General features: G+C 65.4%; 15 protein-coding genes. 7 read left to right on the forward strand and 8 right to left on the reverse strand.

The genetic code is table 11. The features are described from left to right. Positions 1-108: 108 nt before the first annotated feature. The 4 genes from LDN95_RS10750 to LDN95_RS10765 all read right to left on the reverse strand — a co-directional run bounded on the left by LDN95_RS10750 (position 109) and on the right by LDN95_RS10765 (position 2,764). Complete coding sequence (locus LDN95_RS10750; protein ID WP_226017677.1) at positions 109-318, reverse strand: hypothetical protein; 210 nt, start codon at positions 316-318, stop codon at positions 109-111. A 170-nt stretch (positions 319-488) separates the two neighbouring features. Further along, positions 489-1,028, reverse strand: a complete 540-nt coding sequence (gene rpsI / locus LDN95_RS10755) for a 30S ribosomal protein S9 (RefSeq protein WP_226017678.1) — start codon at positions 1,026-1,028, stop codon at positions 489-491. A 3-nt stretch (positions 1,029-1,031) separates the two neighbouring features. Further along, a complete protein-coding gene (rplM, locus tag LDN95_RS10760; RefSeq protein WP_226017679.1) occupies positions 1,032-1,511 on the reverse strand; it encodes a 50S ribosomal protein L13 in 480 nt (159 codons plus the stop codon). A gap of 173 nt (positions 1,512-1,684) precedes the next feature. Next, on the reverse strand, positions 1,685-2,764 hold the full coding sequence (locus LDN95_RS10765) for a COX15/CtaA family protein (protein WP_226017680.1): 1,080 nt from the start codon (positions 2,762-2,764) through the stop codon (positions 1,685-1,687). A 156-nt stretch (positions 2,765-2,920) separates the two neighbouring features. On the opposite strand from LDN95_RS10765, the gene LDN95_RS10770 reads away from it, so the two are divergent. Both LDN95_RS10770 and thiS read left to right on the forward strand, forming a co-directional pair. After that, positions 2,921-3,310: a MerC domain-containing protein gene (locus LDN95_RS10770; RefSeq protein WP_226017681.1), complete on the forward strand. Its 390-nt coding sequence runs from the start codon at positions 2,921-2,923 to the stop codon at positions 3,308-3,310. Between the two features lie 77 nt (positions 3,311-3,387). Then, complete coding sequence (gene thiS, locus LDN95_RS10775) at positions 3,388-4,371, forward strand: sulfur carrier protein ThiS (RefSeq protein ID WP_226017682.1); 984 nt, start codon at positions 3,388-3,390, stop codon at positions 4,369-4,371. A gap of 215 nt (positions 4,372-4,586) precedes the next feature. Here the strand turns inward: thiS and LDN95_RS10780 are convergent, their stop codons facing one another. Continuing rightward, positions 4,587-6,851: an NADP-dependent malic enzyme gene (locus LDN95_RS10780; RefSeq protein WP_226017683.1), complete on the reverse strand. Its 2,265-nt coding sequence runs from the start codon at positions 6,849-6,851 to the stop codon at positions 4,587-4,589. Positions 6,852-7,035: 184 nt separating this feature from the next. Next, the gene (locus tag LDN95_RS10785; RefSeq protein ID WP_226017684.1) at positions 7,036-8,586 is read right to left on the reverse strand and encodes a hypothetical protein; all 1,551 of its coding nucleotides are present in this window, start codon (positions 8,584-8,586) and stop codon (positions 7,036-7,038) included. A gap of 188 nt (positions 8,587-8,774) precedes the next feature. Between LDN95_RS10785 and mutS the strand changes: the two genes are divergently transcribed. Beyond that, on the forward strand, positions 8,775-11,351 hold the full coding sequence (gene mutS / locus LDN95_RS10790; RefSeq protein WP_226017741.1) for a DNA mismatch repair protein MutS: 2,577 nt from the start codon (positions 8,775-8,777) through the stop codon (positions 11,349-11,351). Positions 11,352-11,354: 3 nt separating this feature from the next. On the opposite strand, the gene LDN95_RS10795 is transcribed toward mutS, so the two are convergent. Both LDN95_RS10795 and LDN95_RS10800 read right to left on the reverse strand, forming a co-directional pair. Continuing rightward, entirely contained in the window at positions 11,355-11,999 is a 645-nt protein-coding gene (locus tag LDN95_RS10795) for a DUF2185 domain-containing protein (protein WP_226017685.1), read from the reverse strand. Further along, positions 11,996-13,270: a NupC/NupG family nucleoside CNT transporter gene (locus tag LDN95_RS10800; protein WP_226017686.1), complete on the reverse strand. Its 1,275-nt coding sequence runs from the start codon at positions 13,268-13,270 to the stop codon at positions 11,996-11,998. The genes LDN95_RS10795 and LDN95_RS10800 overlap by 4 nt, the downstream gene beginning before the upstream one ends. Before the next feature lie 90 nt (positions 13,271-13,360). On the opposite strand from LDN95_RS10800, the gene LDN95_RS10805 reads away from it, so the two are divergent. From LDN95_RS10805 to LDN95_RS10820, 4 genes are all read left to right on the forward strand, one after another. After that, the gene (locus LDN95_RS10805) at positions 13,361-14,059 is read left to right on the forward strand and encodes a queuosine precursor transporter (RefSeq protein WP_226017687.1); all 699 of its coding nucleotides are present in this window, start codon (positions 13,361-13,363) and stop codon (positions 14,057-14,059) included. 93 nt (positions 14,060-14,152) lie between these two features. Further along, positions 14,153-15,067 (forward strand): acetylglutamate kinase, encoded by a 915-nt coding sequence (argB, locus tag LDN95_RS10810; RefSeq protein WP_226017688.1) that lies wholly within the window; start codon positions 14,153-14,155, stop codon positions 15,065-15,067. Between the two features lie 68 nt (positions 15,068-15,135). Further along, a complete protein-coding gene (locus tag LDN95_RS10815) occupies positions 15,136-15,720 on the forward strand; it encodes a hypothetical protein (protein WP_226017689.1) in 585 nt (194 codons plus the stop codon). Between the two features lie 143 nt (positions 15,721-15,863). Then, entirely contained in the window at positions 15,864-16,157 is a 294-nt protein-coding gene (locus LDN95_RS10820) for a YggT family protein (protein ID WP_226017690.1), read from the forward strand. Positions 16,158-16,162 lie beyond the last annotated feature (5 nt).

Genomic DNA, 16,162 nt, shown 5'->3' on the forward strand with positions numbered 1-16,162 from the left:
GGATCATCCTGATATGCGATAGCAGCGGCAGAGCCGGGGGCAATCCCTCAAGGCCATCGCGGCGGTCTGGGTCAAGAAAGGTGCCGTCCTTGCCTGCCAAGGCGCCGATCAGGACTTCGGCTTGGCCTGTGCCGGATCAAGCGCCCATGGCGATTTCGCCGGGGCTCCTTGGCCGTGATGCGCGGCACCGTCCTCGGCGTCGGTCTCTTCGCGGCTGGGAACGGTGCAATAGGCCGTCAGCAGGACACCGGCGGCCCACAGCAGAGCCTTCCATCGGCTGGCAAACACCGTGTTGAGCTTGGGGCCGGGAAACAGCATGGCCGCGATCCTGCGCTCTGGCGATTAAGATGGGCTTACCGATCAGGCTGCCGGATCCGGTCAGTGACATAGCGCAACTTCGCAAGGCCCAATCGTCAGAGCAAAGAAAAAGCCCGGCGGTGAGGCCGGGCTTTTCCTTGTCTTGCAGCAGTTGCCAGAAGCGCGAAAGATCAGCGCTTCGAGAACTGGAAGCTGCGGCGAGCCTTGGCCCGGCCGTACTTCTTGCGTTCCACGACGCGCGGGTCGCGGGTCAGGAAGCCGGCGGCCTTGACCGCACTGCGCAGTGCAGGCTCGAACTTGGTCAGCGCCTGGGCGATGCCGTGCTTGACGGCACCGGCCTGACCCGAAAGGCCGCCGCCCTTGACGGTGGCGATCACGTCGTACTGGCCCGAACGGTCAGCGACGTCGAACGGCTGGTTGATCACCAGACGCAGCGTGGGACGTGCGAAGTACACTTCCTGATCGCGGCCGTTGACGGTGATCTTGCCCGAACCGGGCTTGATCCACACGCGGGCCACGGCATCCTTGCGGCGGCCGGTGGCATACGAGCGGCCCTGCGCGTCGACTTCACGATCGCGCAGCGGTGCCGGGGGGGCAGAAGGAACGAAGGGTGCATCGACCGCAGCCGACGAATCGTCGGTTGCAGCGGGAGCAGCGGCGGTCAGGTTGGCCAGATCCGCCAGGCTCGATACGGTATCGGTGTCGGCCATGTCTTACGCACCCACCTTGTTCTTGCGGTTCAACGAAGCGACATCGAACGCTTCGGGCTGGGTACCGGCATGCGGGTGTTCCGCGCCGGAGTAGAGGTGCAGAGCACGCATTTGCGCACGGCCGAGCGGCCCGCGCGGGATCATGCGTTCCACAGCCTTTTCAAGCACGCGCTCGGGGAAGCGACCTTCCAGCACCTTGGCTGCGGTCACTTCCTTGATGCCGCCGGCATAGCCGGTGTGCTTGTAATAGACCTTGTTCTTCAGCTTGTTGCCGGTGAACTTCACCTTGTCGGCGTTGATCACGACAACGTGATCGCCGCAATCGACGTGGGGGGTGTAGCTCGGCTTGTGCTTGCCGCGCAGAACATTGGCGATGATGACAGCCAGACGGCCGACCACCAGACCTTCGGCATCGATAAGATGCCACTTCTTTTCCACCTCGGCCGGTTTGATCGACCGGGTGACCTTGCTGAGCGCCTTCATGGCTGGTTCGGTTCCCTAGGGTTTCGTGTTCACCGGACCTTGCGCGAATCTCCGCCAGGAAAACCGCACGCCACCGGCGAGGAAGCGCGCCTTTGTTGCAAAGCCCTGCGCAAGTCAAGCTTTGGCGCGGGTTTGCGAGGAGGTAAAATAATACCTTGAAGCAAAATCACCCGTCAGCGCGACCTTCCGAGCGCGTGCGCGCTCCATGTCGTGGCCACCACCAACACCGCGCCAACCAACTGGTGAAGCGCAGCCAGCGGCAGGGCGACGCCGCTCCACACAGTGGCTATGCCCAGCAGGACTTGCGTGCCGAAAGCGCTGTGCAACGCGATCGAGACGGGGCGATGTCCGGCCCTGCGTACCTTGCGCGCCAGCAGGATCAGCGCTGCCACCAGCACCCACGCCCACCACCGATGGATGAAGTGGACAAGGTAGGGATCGCTGGTGAACGCATGGACCGGCCCTAGCGACCAGTCGATGCCAGCGGGGAAGAACGCACCTTGCATCAGCGGCCAGGCATCAAGGCTGAACCATCCGGCTCCGGCGACGACGCCCGCGCGCAAGCCTGCCAGCAGCGCGCCGTAGCCCAGTTGCAGGACGAGAGCTGCCAGCACCAGCGCGGCAAACGGCGTCAGGCGCGCGCGGGGCTGTCCTTTGGCAAGCGCGCGCAAGTCGAGCGCGGTCCACACCACACCCGCCAAGGTCGCCAGCGCCACCACCAGATGCACCGCCAGCCGGTAATGGCTGACCTTCACGTCATGCACGATGCCCGACTTGACCATCCACCACCCGATGGCCCCTTGCAATCCGCCGAGTGCCAGCAAAGCCAGCAGGCGCGGTTTGTACCCTGCGGGAATGGCCCCACGCAGCCAGAACCACGCGAGCGGCGCGGCAAACGCCAGACCGATCGTCCGTCCGATCAGCCGGTGCACCCATTCCCAGAAGAAGATGAACTTGTACGTCGCCAGTGTCATTCCGGCTGGCCCGTTGACCAGCAGGAACTGCGGGGTCTGCCGGTACTTGGCGAACTCGGCCTGCCACTGGGCATCGGTCAGCGGCGGCAGGGTGCCCGAAACAACGTTCCATTCGGTGATCGACACGCCCGATTCGGTCAGCCGCGTGATCCCGCCGACCACGACCATCGCGATGATGATGGCCGCAACCACGCTCAGCCAGCGGACCAGCGCCAATGGCTGGCCGGGCAGGGCGGATGGAGACGATGCGAACGAGGGAGAGGCAGCAGCGTTGGACATGACGCGTGCATTGCTGCGCCATTGTGCCGCACGCAAGCCGGAATTGCGTGCGGTGCGGATGCACTCGCCCCGATGGGCAGGCGCGGCGCCGACTTGCCACGCGAACGCACCAAGCCCCTTGTGCGATGTTATACTATCACATATATCGCGACGGCGATGACCGAGCCTTTCCCCATCCTGCCGCAAAAGGCGGTCTCCCGGCGACTGGACAGCATGGGGGTGCTGCTTTCAGGCCTGTGTCTGGTCCATTGCCTTGCGGGATTGTTCCTTGTCGGCATGCTGGGGATCGGCGGTGGGCTGCTGCTATCGCCCGAAATCCACCGCTATGGGCTGATGCTGGCCGTGCTGATCGGCGTCGCAACCATCGGCATCGGTGCGCTGCGCCATGGCCACAAGCTGCCGCTGGCGCTGGGGCTTGCAGGGATCGCGCTGATGGCCAGCGCGGTGATCGCCGGGCATGGCACGGCAGAAGTCGTGCTGACGGTCTGCGGCGTGGTGCTGCTGGCCGCCGCGCATCTCGTCAACATCCGCCACAACGCTTGCTGACCCACAAACGCCGGGTCGCGATCTTCGCTGCCCCGCTGTATGCTTGCAAGGTGGCGAGGCCCCGCTAAAGCGGCGCCATGGCTACCGAACTCTCGCTCATCGTCAACGGCGAACCGCGCCGTTCCGCTCCCGGCACGATTGCCGATCTGGTCCGCTCGCTGGAGCTCGATCCGGCCAAGGTCGCGGTCGAGCACAACGGCACGATCGTGCCGCGCTCGACTCTGGGGGATGTGGCGCTTGGCGATGGCGACGTGCTGGAAATCGTCCACTTCGTCGGCGGTGGGCAGATTGATGACGATACCTGGACCGTTGCTGGCCGCACCTTCCGTTCGCGGTTGATCGTTGGCACCGGCAAGTACAAGGACTTTGCCCAGAACGCCGCTGCGGTCGAAGCCTCGGGCGCGGATATCGTCACCGTCGCGGTGCGCCGCGTGAACGTGTCGGACCCCAAGGCCCCGATGCTGACCGACTTCATCGACCCCCGGAAGATCACCTACCTGCCCAATACCGCAGGGTGCTTCACCGCCGAGGACGCGATCCGCACCTTGCGGCTGGCGCGCGAGGCGGGCGGTTGGGATCTGGTCAAGCTTGAAGTGCTGGGCGAGGCGCGCACGCTCTACCCCAACATGATCGAAACCATCCGCGCCACCGAAGTCCTGGCCAAGGAAGGCTTCCTGCCGATGGTCTATTGCACCGACGATCCCATCGCGGCCAAGCAGTTGGAAGATGCGGGCGCCGTGGCGGTGATGCCGCTGGGCGCACCGATCGGCTCGGGACTTGGCATCCAGAACCGCGTGACCATCCGCCTGATCGTAGAAGGTGCCAAAGTGCCCGTGCTGGTCGATGCAGGCGTCGGCACCGCCAGCGATGCGGCGGTGGCGATGGAACTGGGCTGCGACGGCGTGCTGATGAACACCGCCATCGCCGAAGCCAAAGACCCCATCCGCATGGCCCGCGCCATGAAGCTGGCGGTGGAAGCAGGCCGCGAAGCCTATCGCTCAGGCCGCATGGGCACGCGCAAGTATGCTGACCCGAGCAGCCCGCTGGCCGGGTTGATTTGAGGGGAGCCGAGGCCTGCACCACTCTCAGAATTCCTGTCACTGAAACTTGCCGGCAGGATCGACTCAGCATCAAACTTTGCAGAAAACCCGACCGCAAACAGTGAATTCAGAGGCCTCGTCACCCCGGGCTTGATTCGGGGCCCCGCATCAAGCCCGGAGTGACGTTGTGTGTGAGGGTACGGGGCGGCGAGTTTGCTGAACCGCCCCGCTCAGAATCAGCCAGCCACGCCTGCCGCGGCCAACACGGCCAGCGTCAGGATGTCGGGCGCGAGCGCGGTCATCGGGGCGATCTGGACCGGCTTTTCCATGCCGATCAGCATCGGGCCGATCACGGCGTTGCCCGCCAGTTCGCGCAGCAGCTTGGCCGAGATGTTGGCCGATTGCAGACCGGGCATGATCAGCACGTTGGCCGGGCCCGACAAACGGCTGAACGGATAGGCGGCCATGACCTTGGGGTTGAGCGCGGCATCGGGCGCCATTTCGCCTTCGTACTCGAACGGCACATCCTGCGCGTCAAGGATGGCCACCGCTTCGCGGATCGGATCGAGCCAGCGGCCCGAGGGGTTGCCAAAAGTGGAGTACGACAGGAACGCCACGCGCGGTTCGTGGCCCATGCGGCGGGCGACGGCGGCGGTCTCGATCGCGATCTTGGCAAGTTCCTCGCCGCTCGGCCGCTCGTTCACCGTGGTGTCGGCCAGAAACACGGTATAGTTCTTGGCCACCATGAGGTGGATGCCGAAGGCCAGATGGCCGGGCTTGGGATCGAGCACGCGCCGCACTTCGGTCAGTGTCTGCGCAAAGGTGCGGGTCATGCCCGAGATCATCGCGTCGGCATGGCCCAACGCGACCAGCAGCGAAGCGAACACGTTGCGCTCGTTATTGACCATGCGCTGCACGTCGCGCGTCATGAAACCGCGACGCTGCAGGCGCGGGTAGAGGAAGTCGACCATCTCGGGCACCAGCGGCGAGACGGTAGAGTTGTGGATTTCGTAGCTTTCGGGGTTCGAGACGCCCAGCTCCACCAGCTTGTCGAGCACCGCCGGGGTGCGGCCGACCAGCACCGGAGTGCCATAGCCGAAATCGCGGAACTGGATGGCCGCGCGCAGCACCACCTCGTTCTCGGCCTCGGCAAAGACCACCCGCTTGGGATTGGCCTTAACTTGCGCATAGATATTGGTCAGCACCGAGGTGGTCGGATTCAACCGCGCCTTCAAGGTGTTGCGATAGGCGTCGAAATCCTCGATCGGCTTTTGCGCGACTCCGGAATCCATCGCTGCCTTGGCCACGGCCGAGGAGACGACCTCCATCAGGCGCGGGTCGAACGGGGCAGGGATGATGTAATCCAGCCCGAACGCGTGGTTCTGGCCATAAGCGGCGGCCACTTCCTCGGGCACCGATTCGCGCGCCAGTTCGGCGATCGCGCGCGCGGCGGCGATCTTCATTTCCTCGTTGATGGCGGTCGCCCGCACGTCAAGTGCGCCGCGGAAGATGAAGGGGAAGCCGAGAACATTGTTGACCTGGTTCGGATAGTCCGAACGGCCGGTGGCGACGATGCAGTCGGGCCGCGCCGCCTTGGCTTCGGGCGGGGTGATTTCCGGGTCGGGGTTGGCCATGGCAAAGATGATCGGCTGGGGCGCCATCTCCATCACCCATTCGGGCTTGAGCGCACCGGCGGCCGACAGGCCAAGGAAGATATCCGCGCCCTTGAGCGCTTCTTCGAGCGAGCGGGCGGGCGTGTCGACCGCGTGCGCGCTCTTCCACTGGTCCATGCCGGTTTCGCGGCCACGATAGATCACGCCCGAACGGTCGCACATGATCACGTTCTGGTGCGCCACGCCCATCGCCTTGATCAGCGCGGTGCAGGCGATCGCCGCCGCGCCTGCGCCGTTGACGACGACCTTGACGTCCTTCAGCTCGCGCCCGGTGAGGAAGCAGGCGTTGAGCAGTCCGGCGGCCGAGATGATCGCGGTGCCGTGCTGGTCATCGTGCATCACCGGGATCTTCAGGCGTTCGCGCAGCGCCTGCTCGATGATGAAGCACTCGGGTGCCTTGATGTCTTCAAGGTTGATGCCGCCAAAACTCGGCTCCATCAGGGCCACCGCCTCGATGAAGGCATCGGGGTCTTCGGTGGCCAGTTCGATGTCGATCGAATCGACGTCGGCAAAGCGCTTGAACAGCACGGCCTTGCCTTCCATCACCGGCTTGGATGCCAGCGCGCCAAGGTTGCCCATGCCCAGAATGGCGGTGCCGTTCGAGATAACCGCGACCAGGTTGCCCTTGGCGGTATAGTCATAGGCGGTTGCCGGATCGTCGGCGATCGCGCGCACCGGGACGGCAACCCCGGGGGAATAGGCCAGACTCAGGTCGCGCTGCGTCGCCATCGGCTTGCTGGCGATGATCTCGATCTTACCCGGGCGGATGGTGTTGTGGTAAAACAGCGCCTCGCGCTCAGTGAAGCGGACGTTGCTTTCCTCGGACATCATTTTTCCCCGGATACGGTCGGTTTGGCCAGATGCGCGGCATCAACGGCCGCGCCGATGGAGCTTGATCCCTGTCCGAGCGCCGCCGCTACGTCAAGCGCTTGCCCATGCGTTTATCAGCATGGACAGTTGCGGTTTTGTGCATGGTCGGATGTGGCCAGGGGGTGTAACTACACCGCAGCGATCAGAAATCGCGCGCCTTCCATGTTGGAAAGCCCAGCGGACGCACGGCAAACAGCATGCTGCGCCCATCCTGCCAGACCAGTTGCAGGCGCGGATCGGGGCGGTTGGGCAGGCCTGTATCGATCAGCCATACGTAGTCGACACGTTCGATTGGGGCGTACTTCAGCGCGTTGTCGACACTGCGCAAGCGCCGCCCCTGGCACCGTTGCGACCACACGAACTCGGACGGGTCGGCGGTAAAATTGCGGCCCGGACGGAAACGCGGAATCACCATGTGCAGGCCCGGCACCGCCCAGTTGTCGTTCACCCACGCCTGCCGATAAAGGCTGGCAAGGCTGGCAAGGTGATCGCGCCGGGTATTGCGCCACGATTCGTCAAGGCAGGAGTGTTCGACAAAGGCCAGCACGCGGCTGCCCGGTTCGACCATGTGCAGCGCGGCCAGCTGCTTGCGGTAATCCTGCGCGTAGTCGGCAAAACTTGCGCCGGTCACGACCAACCGCACAGCCAGCAGCGCGATCCCGGCGTATGCGACGATCCGCGCGCGGTTGCCCGGGGCGCGGCTCCAGTCCTGCAGGCCCAGCAGCAACATGCAGGCCACAGGCAGCAGGCGCACGTCGACGAAGTTGCTGCCGTTGATGTCGCTGGGAATCGCCACGAACAGCGCCAAGACCGCAAAACCGGGCAGGAACTGATGCCATTTGAAACGTCCGCCCGCGATCCAGCCGAACAGGATCAAGCCGTAGCAAGCGATCGTGGTGATGGCATCGAGCACCAGCGACTGGTCGCGCAACGTCAGCGCCAAGTACCAGTACTTCTGGTCCCAGCGCCAGTTGTTCATGCTGCGCGCCGGCTCGGGTGAAAACAGTTTCCACAGCGTGATCGTGACCACGGTGGCGAGTAGCGGCCACAGCAGTACCGCCAGCCGCTTGGCCGCGGCGCGCCAGTCGTAGCCCGCCAGCACGGTGCGGCTCTGCGAAGGGCGCCACCAACCAGCGGGAAGACGATCGACCTCGCGCCCGAAGGCATTGGCCGAGACCAGCAGCGCGATCAGCAGGCCGCCGATGGCATGGCACAACATCGCCACCGGTTGCGCCACGATCAGCACGGCCGCCCGGCGGGCGGGTTGCTTTTCCAGCCAGATCGCCAGCGCGAACACCGTCAGCGACAGGCCGGTGGCCAAAATGTAGTTGAGGAAGCCGGTCAGCAGCGGAAAGCTGAACACGTACATCAGCGCCCAGGCAGCTGCGTGGCCGCCCTTGTGATTGATGGCGCGGATCGTCGCCAGACAGCCACCGGCAAACAACCCGGTGGCCAGCACCGTGCTCCACCAGCCTGCCGCCAGAATGCCGAACTGCGCGCCCAGCACTTTCATCAGCACGCCACCGCCGATGTTCAGCGTGAACACCCACTTCCACGTGAAGTACTTTTCCAGCGGATTGCCGGGGCCAGCCGCCTCGATCGCGGCGGCGCCCATGTGGCCGGGCAGATCGACCAGCGGGGGCACTTCGACCAGCGCGAACGGCAGGCACACCAAAAGGACCGCCAAAGCCATGCCCGGGGTCGACAGCCACGGCAGCGCCGCGGACCTGAAATCTAGCAACCAGCCTTTTTGACGGACTTGCATCAGCCCTTTAGCGCCCCTTGTGGCACCGGAATTGTCGATATCCGGTCGCGGTGGTTTGAGAAACACGCCTGACTGGTCTAGCCACCAGCGACGTGACCCTTAATGCCCCAACTCCGATGATGGCGCAATATCTTGCGCTCAAGGCCCAGGCTGGCGACTGCCTGCTGTTCTATCGCATGGGCGATTTCTTCGAGCTTTTTTTCGAAGATGCCAAGATCGCCGCGCGCGTACTCGACATCGCGCTGACCAGCCGCGGCGAGCATGATGGCGCACCGATTCCCATGTGCGGCGTGCCGGTCCATTCGGCCGAAAGCTATCTTGCCCGTCTGATCCGGGCGGGCAACCGGGTGGCGATAGCCGAGCAAGTGGAAAGCCCTGAAGAAGCCCGCAAACGCGCCGGTTCCAAGGCTTTGGTCGCGCGCGACATCGTGCGCTTCGTCACCGCCGGAACGCTGACCGAAGAAGCGCTGCTCGAACCGCGCCGCGCCAACGTCCTGGCGGCGCTGTGCGAAGTGCGCGGGATGGTCGGGATCGCCGCCTGCGACATCTCCACTGGCCGGATGGAGCTGGAAGAATGCCCCGCCGACTTTGCCGGGGCGGCACTGGCCCGGCTGGGCGCGAGCGAGGTCGTGATGGCCGATGGGCTGGCGGAGTTGTGGCCCGAAGCGATCGTGCGACCGGCGCCGGGCTTCGATTCGAATCGCGGTGACGCCCGCCTGCGCGAACTGCATGGTGTGGCGACGCTGGACGGCTTTGGCATGTTCAGCCGGGCGATGCTGGCCGCTGCCGGAGGCCTGATCGACTATCTCGACCACGTCGGCCGGGGGCGGCTGCCGCTGTTGCTGCCGCCGGTGCTGCGCGCATCGGGCAGCCACATGGCGATGGACGAGGCGACGCGCTCCAGTCTGGAAATCCTTGTCTCCAGCGGCGGCGGGCGCAAAGGCAGCCTTGTCGAAGCGATCGACCGCTGCGTCACCGGCGCCGGCGCGCGGTTGCTGGCCGACGATCTGTCGGCTCCGCTCACCGATATCGGCGCCATCCGCCAACGGCTGGAACTGGTCAGCTGGCTGCACGATGACCCACTGCTGCGCGGGGATGTCCGGGCGATCCTGCGCGCAGCGCCGGATATCGGTCGCGCGCTCGGCCGGGTTGTCGCCGGGCGTGGCAGTCCCCGCGATCTGGGCCAGCTGCGCGATGGCCTGTCGGAAGCGGCGCGGTTGCGCGACCTGTTGTTCGCCCGGCCCGACCGGCCGGCGCTGGCCGAAGCCTTGCTGCCGGCCCTTGGCGGCCACGGCGCGTTGATCGATCTCTACGCCCGCGCGCTCGTTCCCGCGCCGCCGACCGAGCGCGTGCAGGGCGGGTTCATCGCCGAAGGGTATGATGCCGGGCTTGACGAACTGCGCCGGGCTTCGGGCAATTCGCGTCGGGCGATCGCCGCGCTTGAAGCCAAATACCGCGACGAAACCGGCATTCCTGCACTGAAGATCCGCCACAACGGCGTGCTGGGCTATTTCATCGAAGTACCCGCCGGGCGCGCGGACAAGCTGATGCAGCCCGATTCAGGCTTCACCCATCGTCAGACGATGGCCGGGGCAGTGCGTTTCAACGCACTGGCCCTGCACGAAGAGGCCAGCCGCATCGCCGAATCGGGCGGTCATTCGCTGGCGGCCGAGGAAGCCCATTTCGAGGACTTGATCGCGCGTGCGGTCGCCGTGCGTGAGGCTATCGCTGCCACTGCCGCCGCGCTTGCCCGCATCGATGTGGCCGCCAGTCAGGCCGAACGCGCAGCCGAAGGTGGCTGGAGCCTGCCGCGCGTGGTCGATGAGCCGTTGCTCGATGTGATCGGCGGGCGCCATCCGGTGGTCGAAGCGGCCTTGGCGGGCAAGGGCGAACGCTTTGTCGCCAACGATTGCGCGCTGGTTCCCGACAACCGCCTGTGGCTGGTCGGCGGGCCGAACATGGGCGGTAAATCGACGTTCTTGCGCCAGAACGCGCTGATCGTGCTGCTGGCCCAGGCAGGTGGCTTCGTGCCTGCGCAGAGCGCGACGGTCGGGCTGGTCGACCGCCTGTTCAGCCGGGTCGGCGCGGCCGACAATCTGGCGCGCGGGCGATCGACCTTCATGGTCGAGATGGTCGAGACCGCGGCGATTCTGGCGCAGGCGAGCGAGCGCAGTTTCGTGATCCTCGATGAAGTGGGGCGCGGCACATCGACCTATGACGGTCTGGCGCTGGCTTGGGCGGTGGCCGAGGCGGTGCACGAGGTCAATCGCTGTCGGTGCCTGTTCGCCACCCACTACCACGAGCTGGCGCGGCTGGCCGAAAGCTGTGCGGCGCTCTCGCTCCACCATGTGCGTGCGCGCGAATGGAAGGGCGATCTGGTGCTGCTGCACGAACTGGCTGAGGGCCCCGCCGACAAGAGCTATGGGCTTGCCGTCGCGCGCCTTGCCGGGGTGCCGCAGCCGGTGATCCGCCGCGCCAAGGCGGTGCTCGACAAGCTGGAAAAGGGTCGCGCCGCCACCGGGGGGCTGGCTGCGGGACTCGACGACTTGCCGCTGTTCGCCGCCGCGATCGAAGCTGCCGAGGTAAAGGTCGACGCCCTGCGCGAACGGCTCAACGGCCTCGACATTGACGCGCTGTCCCCGCGTGAGGCGCTGGACTTGCTCTATCAATTGAAGGCGCAGGCCAACGGCTGATCGTCAGCCGCAGGGATCGTACCTGCCGGTCTCGAAGTTGCGCATGAAGGCGGAGCCGACCGGGGCATCGAGCAGATCGCGAAAGCTGTCATCACGGTTCAGCACCCTGCCCAGCGCGATGTATTCCAGCTTGCGTTCATCGAGCGGGGCAGCGCGCGGATCGCCGTCGCGCCCGCGAATGCGCCAGCCGCTGTCGGGGTAGGTGTCCCCTTCCTCGCCCATGTCGGGTTCTTCGCGGTAGATATACTCCACGGGTACGCCGTCATCGTCGATACAGGCATCGACGAGGCAGCGATCAAACCACGTCCTGTGCTCGTGGAACGGCGGGTGCGCTGCCGGATCAGCCCATTGAATGTCCAGAATGTGTTCAATGCCGAAATCGACCGAGAGTCCGTGCTCCAGCCCCTTTTCATAGGGATCGTTGTCGAGCGTGCCGGTGAACCGCAGGCCGGACTTGCCGGTCACTTTCACCCACATCCGCTCGCCGCCATAGTCCTGCGTTTCCCACTCGTACTCGAAACCGAGCTTGACCAGATCGCCGGGAACGACGGCCACACGCTCTTCCCGTAGCGGGATGAAGAAGGTGTAAGGGGATTCGGCCGCCGCCTCGTCGGCATCGCGCAAGCTGAAGGAATGGGGCTCGTTCATGCCAGCCCCAGAAACAACCCCGCCAGCGCGGCGCTCATCAGGTTGGACAGGGCACCTGCGGTCAGGGCGCGGATGCCGAGGCGCGCGATCACCGGGCGCTGGTTGGGGGCAAGACTGCCGGCCACCGCCATCTGGATCGCGATCGAGCTGAAGTTGGCAAAACCGCACAGCGCGAACGTGACGATGGCCACGGTGTGTGCGGACAGCGTCTTGGCCTGTCCCAGATCGATGAAGGCGACGAATTCGTTGAGCACGATCTTGGCCCCGAACAGGCCGCCCGCCTGCGTCGCTTCGGCCCAGTTCGGCGCGCCCAGCAGCCAGAACACCGGCGCGAACAGGTAGCCCAGCACAAGCTGGAACGACAGGTCGGGATGGCCGAACCAACTGCCTGCCCACGCAAACACGCCGTTGGCCAGCGCCACCAGCGCGACGAAGGCCAGCACCATCGCACCGACGGCAACGGCCAGCTTGACCCCGGTCTGCGCGCCCTGGCTGGCGGCCATGATCAGGTTGGCGGGGCGCTCCTCGCCCGGATCGACCACGTCGGCCTGTCGATTTGCCCCGGTATGCGGATTGGGGAGCGGTGCTTCGCCCGACATTTCAGGCGGGGCGGGCGGTTCGTCGGGCATCATCAGCTTGGCCATCAGCACGCCACCCGGAGCCGACATGAACGCAGCGGCGACCAGAAAGTCGATGCGGATACCCATCGCGGCATAGGCGGCAAGGATGGTTCCCGCCACGCCCGCCATGCCCACGGTCATCACGCAGAACATTTGCGCGGGGGCAAGGCCCGCCAGATAGGGCCGGATCACCAGCGGCGATTCGCTTTGACCGACAAATATGTTCGAGGCCGCGCACAGCGCCTCGACCCGGCTGATGCCCGTCACGCGCTCAAGCCCGCCACCGATCCAGCGGATCACCAGTTGCATGATCCCGAGGTAGTAGAGGATCGAGATCAGCGCGGCGAAGAACACGATCGTCGGCAGCGCCGAAATGGCAAAGCTGCGCCCGCCGATCTCGGGCGAGGCGATCGGCCCGAACACGAAGGCGACGCCTTCGCGGGCAAAGCCGAGCAGCCCCTCCACCCCGTGCGCGGCGCCCTGCAACGCGGCATTGCCGGGCGGAAAATACAGCACCAGCGCGGCAAGGCCCGCCTGCAGCGCAAAGGCCGGTGCCACCACCCGCAGGCGGATCGCGCGGCGGTTGGACGACAGCAGCACGGCAACCAGCAGGATGAGCGCCATCCCGAACAGACTGTGAAGGATCGACATCGCGGGGGTACTGGCTCGCAGCAAGGGGGCAGGGATGGCCGGGGTAAACGGGATTTGGCGACGGGTCAAAATGCGGCTAGTCCTTTTGTGATGACCCAGACACCACCGGCATCCGTTTCCATTCCCCGCTCGTTGTTCGTATTCGCGCCGCTTTATGGCGGGCTGGTGGTGCTGGCAGGCGTGCTGGGCACCAAGATCGCCGACCTTGGTCATTGGCCGGTGCTGGGTGACATGGCGGTGGAAAGCGGCATCTTCGCCTTCCTGTTGCTGGTCGTACTGGCCAGCACGGTCACCGAATTGCACGGCGAACAGGTGGCGCGGCGGCTGGTGCGCTATGGCTTCATTCCGCTGATCCTCTCGATGATCCTGCTCAAGCTGGTGATCGAGGTGGTGCCACCCGCCCCGATCTGGGCGCATCAGGCCGAATTCGCGCTGATTCTGGGGCAGGGCGCACGGATGCAGTTCGCCGGGCTGATTTCCTATGGCACCTCGCAGATTCTCAACGTCTATGTCTTTGCCCGACTGGCAGGCGCTGGCGTTGGCAATGGTGTTGGCAGTGGACTGATCGTGCGCGCCTGGCTGGCGAGCATGCTCAGCCAGGTGGTCGATACCGCGATTTTCATCACCATCTCGTTTTGGGGCGTGGCCGGAGCGGACGGCACCGCCTTGCCGATCGGGCAGATGATGGCCAGCCAGGTGATCGCCAAGCTGGCGCTGTCGACCGTGATGGTACCGGTGCTGATCTGGCTGGCGGTGCGGCTGGGCCGCAGGCTTGACGCTACAGGCTAGGGGCTGCGCCCAAAGGCGCTGAGCGGGCGCCAGCATTGGCGACGCACGAATCCGCTTCAAATTCGCGGGCGGCAGCGTATGGCGGGCGGCACTATGGCTACTAACCTCGATTTCTCCGACGCCTACCGGCAATCGATGCTCGCCAAGGCGGAAACGCTGGTCGAAGCGCTGCCCTATCTGCAGCGCTACGCCGGGCGCACTTTCGTGGTGAAGTACGGCGGCCACGCGATGGGTAATCCCGAAGCGGCGCGTGACTTTGCCGAGGATGTGGTGCTGCTGAAGGCCATCGGCATCAACCCGGTGGTGGTCCACGGCGGCGGACCTCAGATCGGTGCGATGCTGAAGAAGCTGGGCGTCGAATCGCGGTTTGTCGATGGCCTGCGCGTCACTGACGCTGCCACGGCAGAGATTGCCGAAATGGTGCTCTCGGGCCGGATCAACAAGGAGCTGGTCAGCTGGATCGCCGCCGCCGGGGGCAAGGCACTGGGCATTTCGGGCAAGGATGCCGGGCTTGTTACCGCCACCAAGGTCGAGAAGGTGATCATCGATCCCGACAGCGGCGATGAATTGTCGGTGGATCTGGGCTTCGTCGGCGAACCCTCGCGCATCGACCCTACCATCCTGCACACCGCCAGCGCCGCCGGGATCATCCCGGTGATCGCGCCGATCGGCGTGGGCGAGGATGGCTGCACCTACAACATCAACGCCGATACGATGGCTGGCGCGATCGCCGCCGAACTGGGTGCGGCGCGGCTGTTCCTGCTGACCGACGTGCCCGGCGTGCTCGACAAGAACAAGCAATTGCTCACCGACCTGACCCCGGACGACATTGCTGCGCTGGCTGCCGAAGGCACGATCAGCGGCGGCATGATCCCCAAGCTGGAAACCTGCGTGATGGCGGTAAAGGCGGGCTGCGAGGCGGCGGTCGTGCTCGATGGGCGCGTGCCACATGCCATGCTTCTGGAAGTGTTCACCGCGCGCGGGGCAGGCACGCTGATCCGGGCCTGAGGTTTGCGGCACCGGGTGCAGACCTTGCGGCTTGCGGAACAATCCGCGGGGTCGGGCGTCATGCAGGCATGTCCCCTATCCTGACCAAAGCCCTTGCCGTCGCCGTTCTCGCCGTATCCCTGACCGGGTGTCAACGGCACGAGTCCAAGACCGTCGTCCTGCCCACCAGCGAATTCGGCGCGACCGAGGCCGATAACGAGCTTGATGCCAGCGCGACTCCGGCGCCTGTTGCTTCAGGGCCTGCCGCTGCGGCGCCTTCCGATCCGGCGACCCGGACGTTTTCGGCGCTGACCGCGTTTGCACCCTCGACCGACCGCGACCCGGTGGTGGTTCTGGCCAACTGGGCCAAGGCGGTGGAGCTTAAGGACTGGCGTACCGTGCGCGCTTATTGGGGCGATGGCGGAGCGCGCAGCGGGCTTGGCAACGAAGCCTTCGAAAAGCGCTGGGGCCGTTTGCACGAACCGCGCGTAACGCTTGGCAAGGGACAGCAGGAAGGCGCGGCAGGATCGCTGTTCTATACAGCGTCGGTGCGGATCGATGACGGCGGACGTGCGGTGCAGGGCGAAGTTACCCTGCGGCGGGTCAACGACGTGTCCGGCGCCAGTCCTGAGCAGCTGCGCTGGCATATCGAGCGCAGCACACTGCCGCTGTGACGCTCCCGACGCGGCCAGCTGGTGGCGCGTCCATCGCGGTAATCTGGCGCGCATTTGCATAAGCCCTGACCGCGCCCTTAATCCGTTGCCCTCGGGCGGGGTCATCGGCTAGACGGACGCCTCTTTTCCTGAGGTGTGCCGCGATGATGCTCTACACGTTGATTTCGATGATCGTGTACCTGGTCGAGATATTCTCGACCGTGGTGATCGTGCAGGTCATTCTGGGCCTGTTGATCTCGTTCAACGTGGTGAACCTGCACAACCCCGCCGTTGCTGCCATCTGGAAGGCGCTGTCCGCCATCATGGACCCGGTACTCAAGCCGATCCGGCGGATCATGCCCGATACCGGCGCGATCGACCTGTCGCCGATGGTGCTGCTGATCGCGCTGCGGCTGCTGATCATCTTTCTGACCGGACTTGCCGCTTCAGGCTTCTAGGATAT

This window comes from Novosphingobium sp. FKTRR1, assembly GCF_020404405.1.
Taxonomy (GTDB): Bacteria; Pseudomonadota; Alphaproteobacteria; order Sphingomonadales; family Sphingomonadaceae; genus Novosphingobium.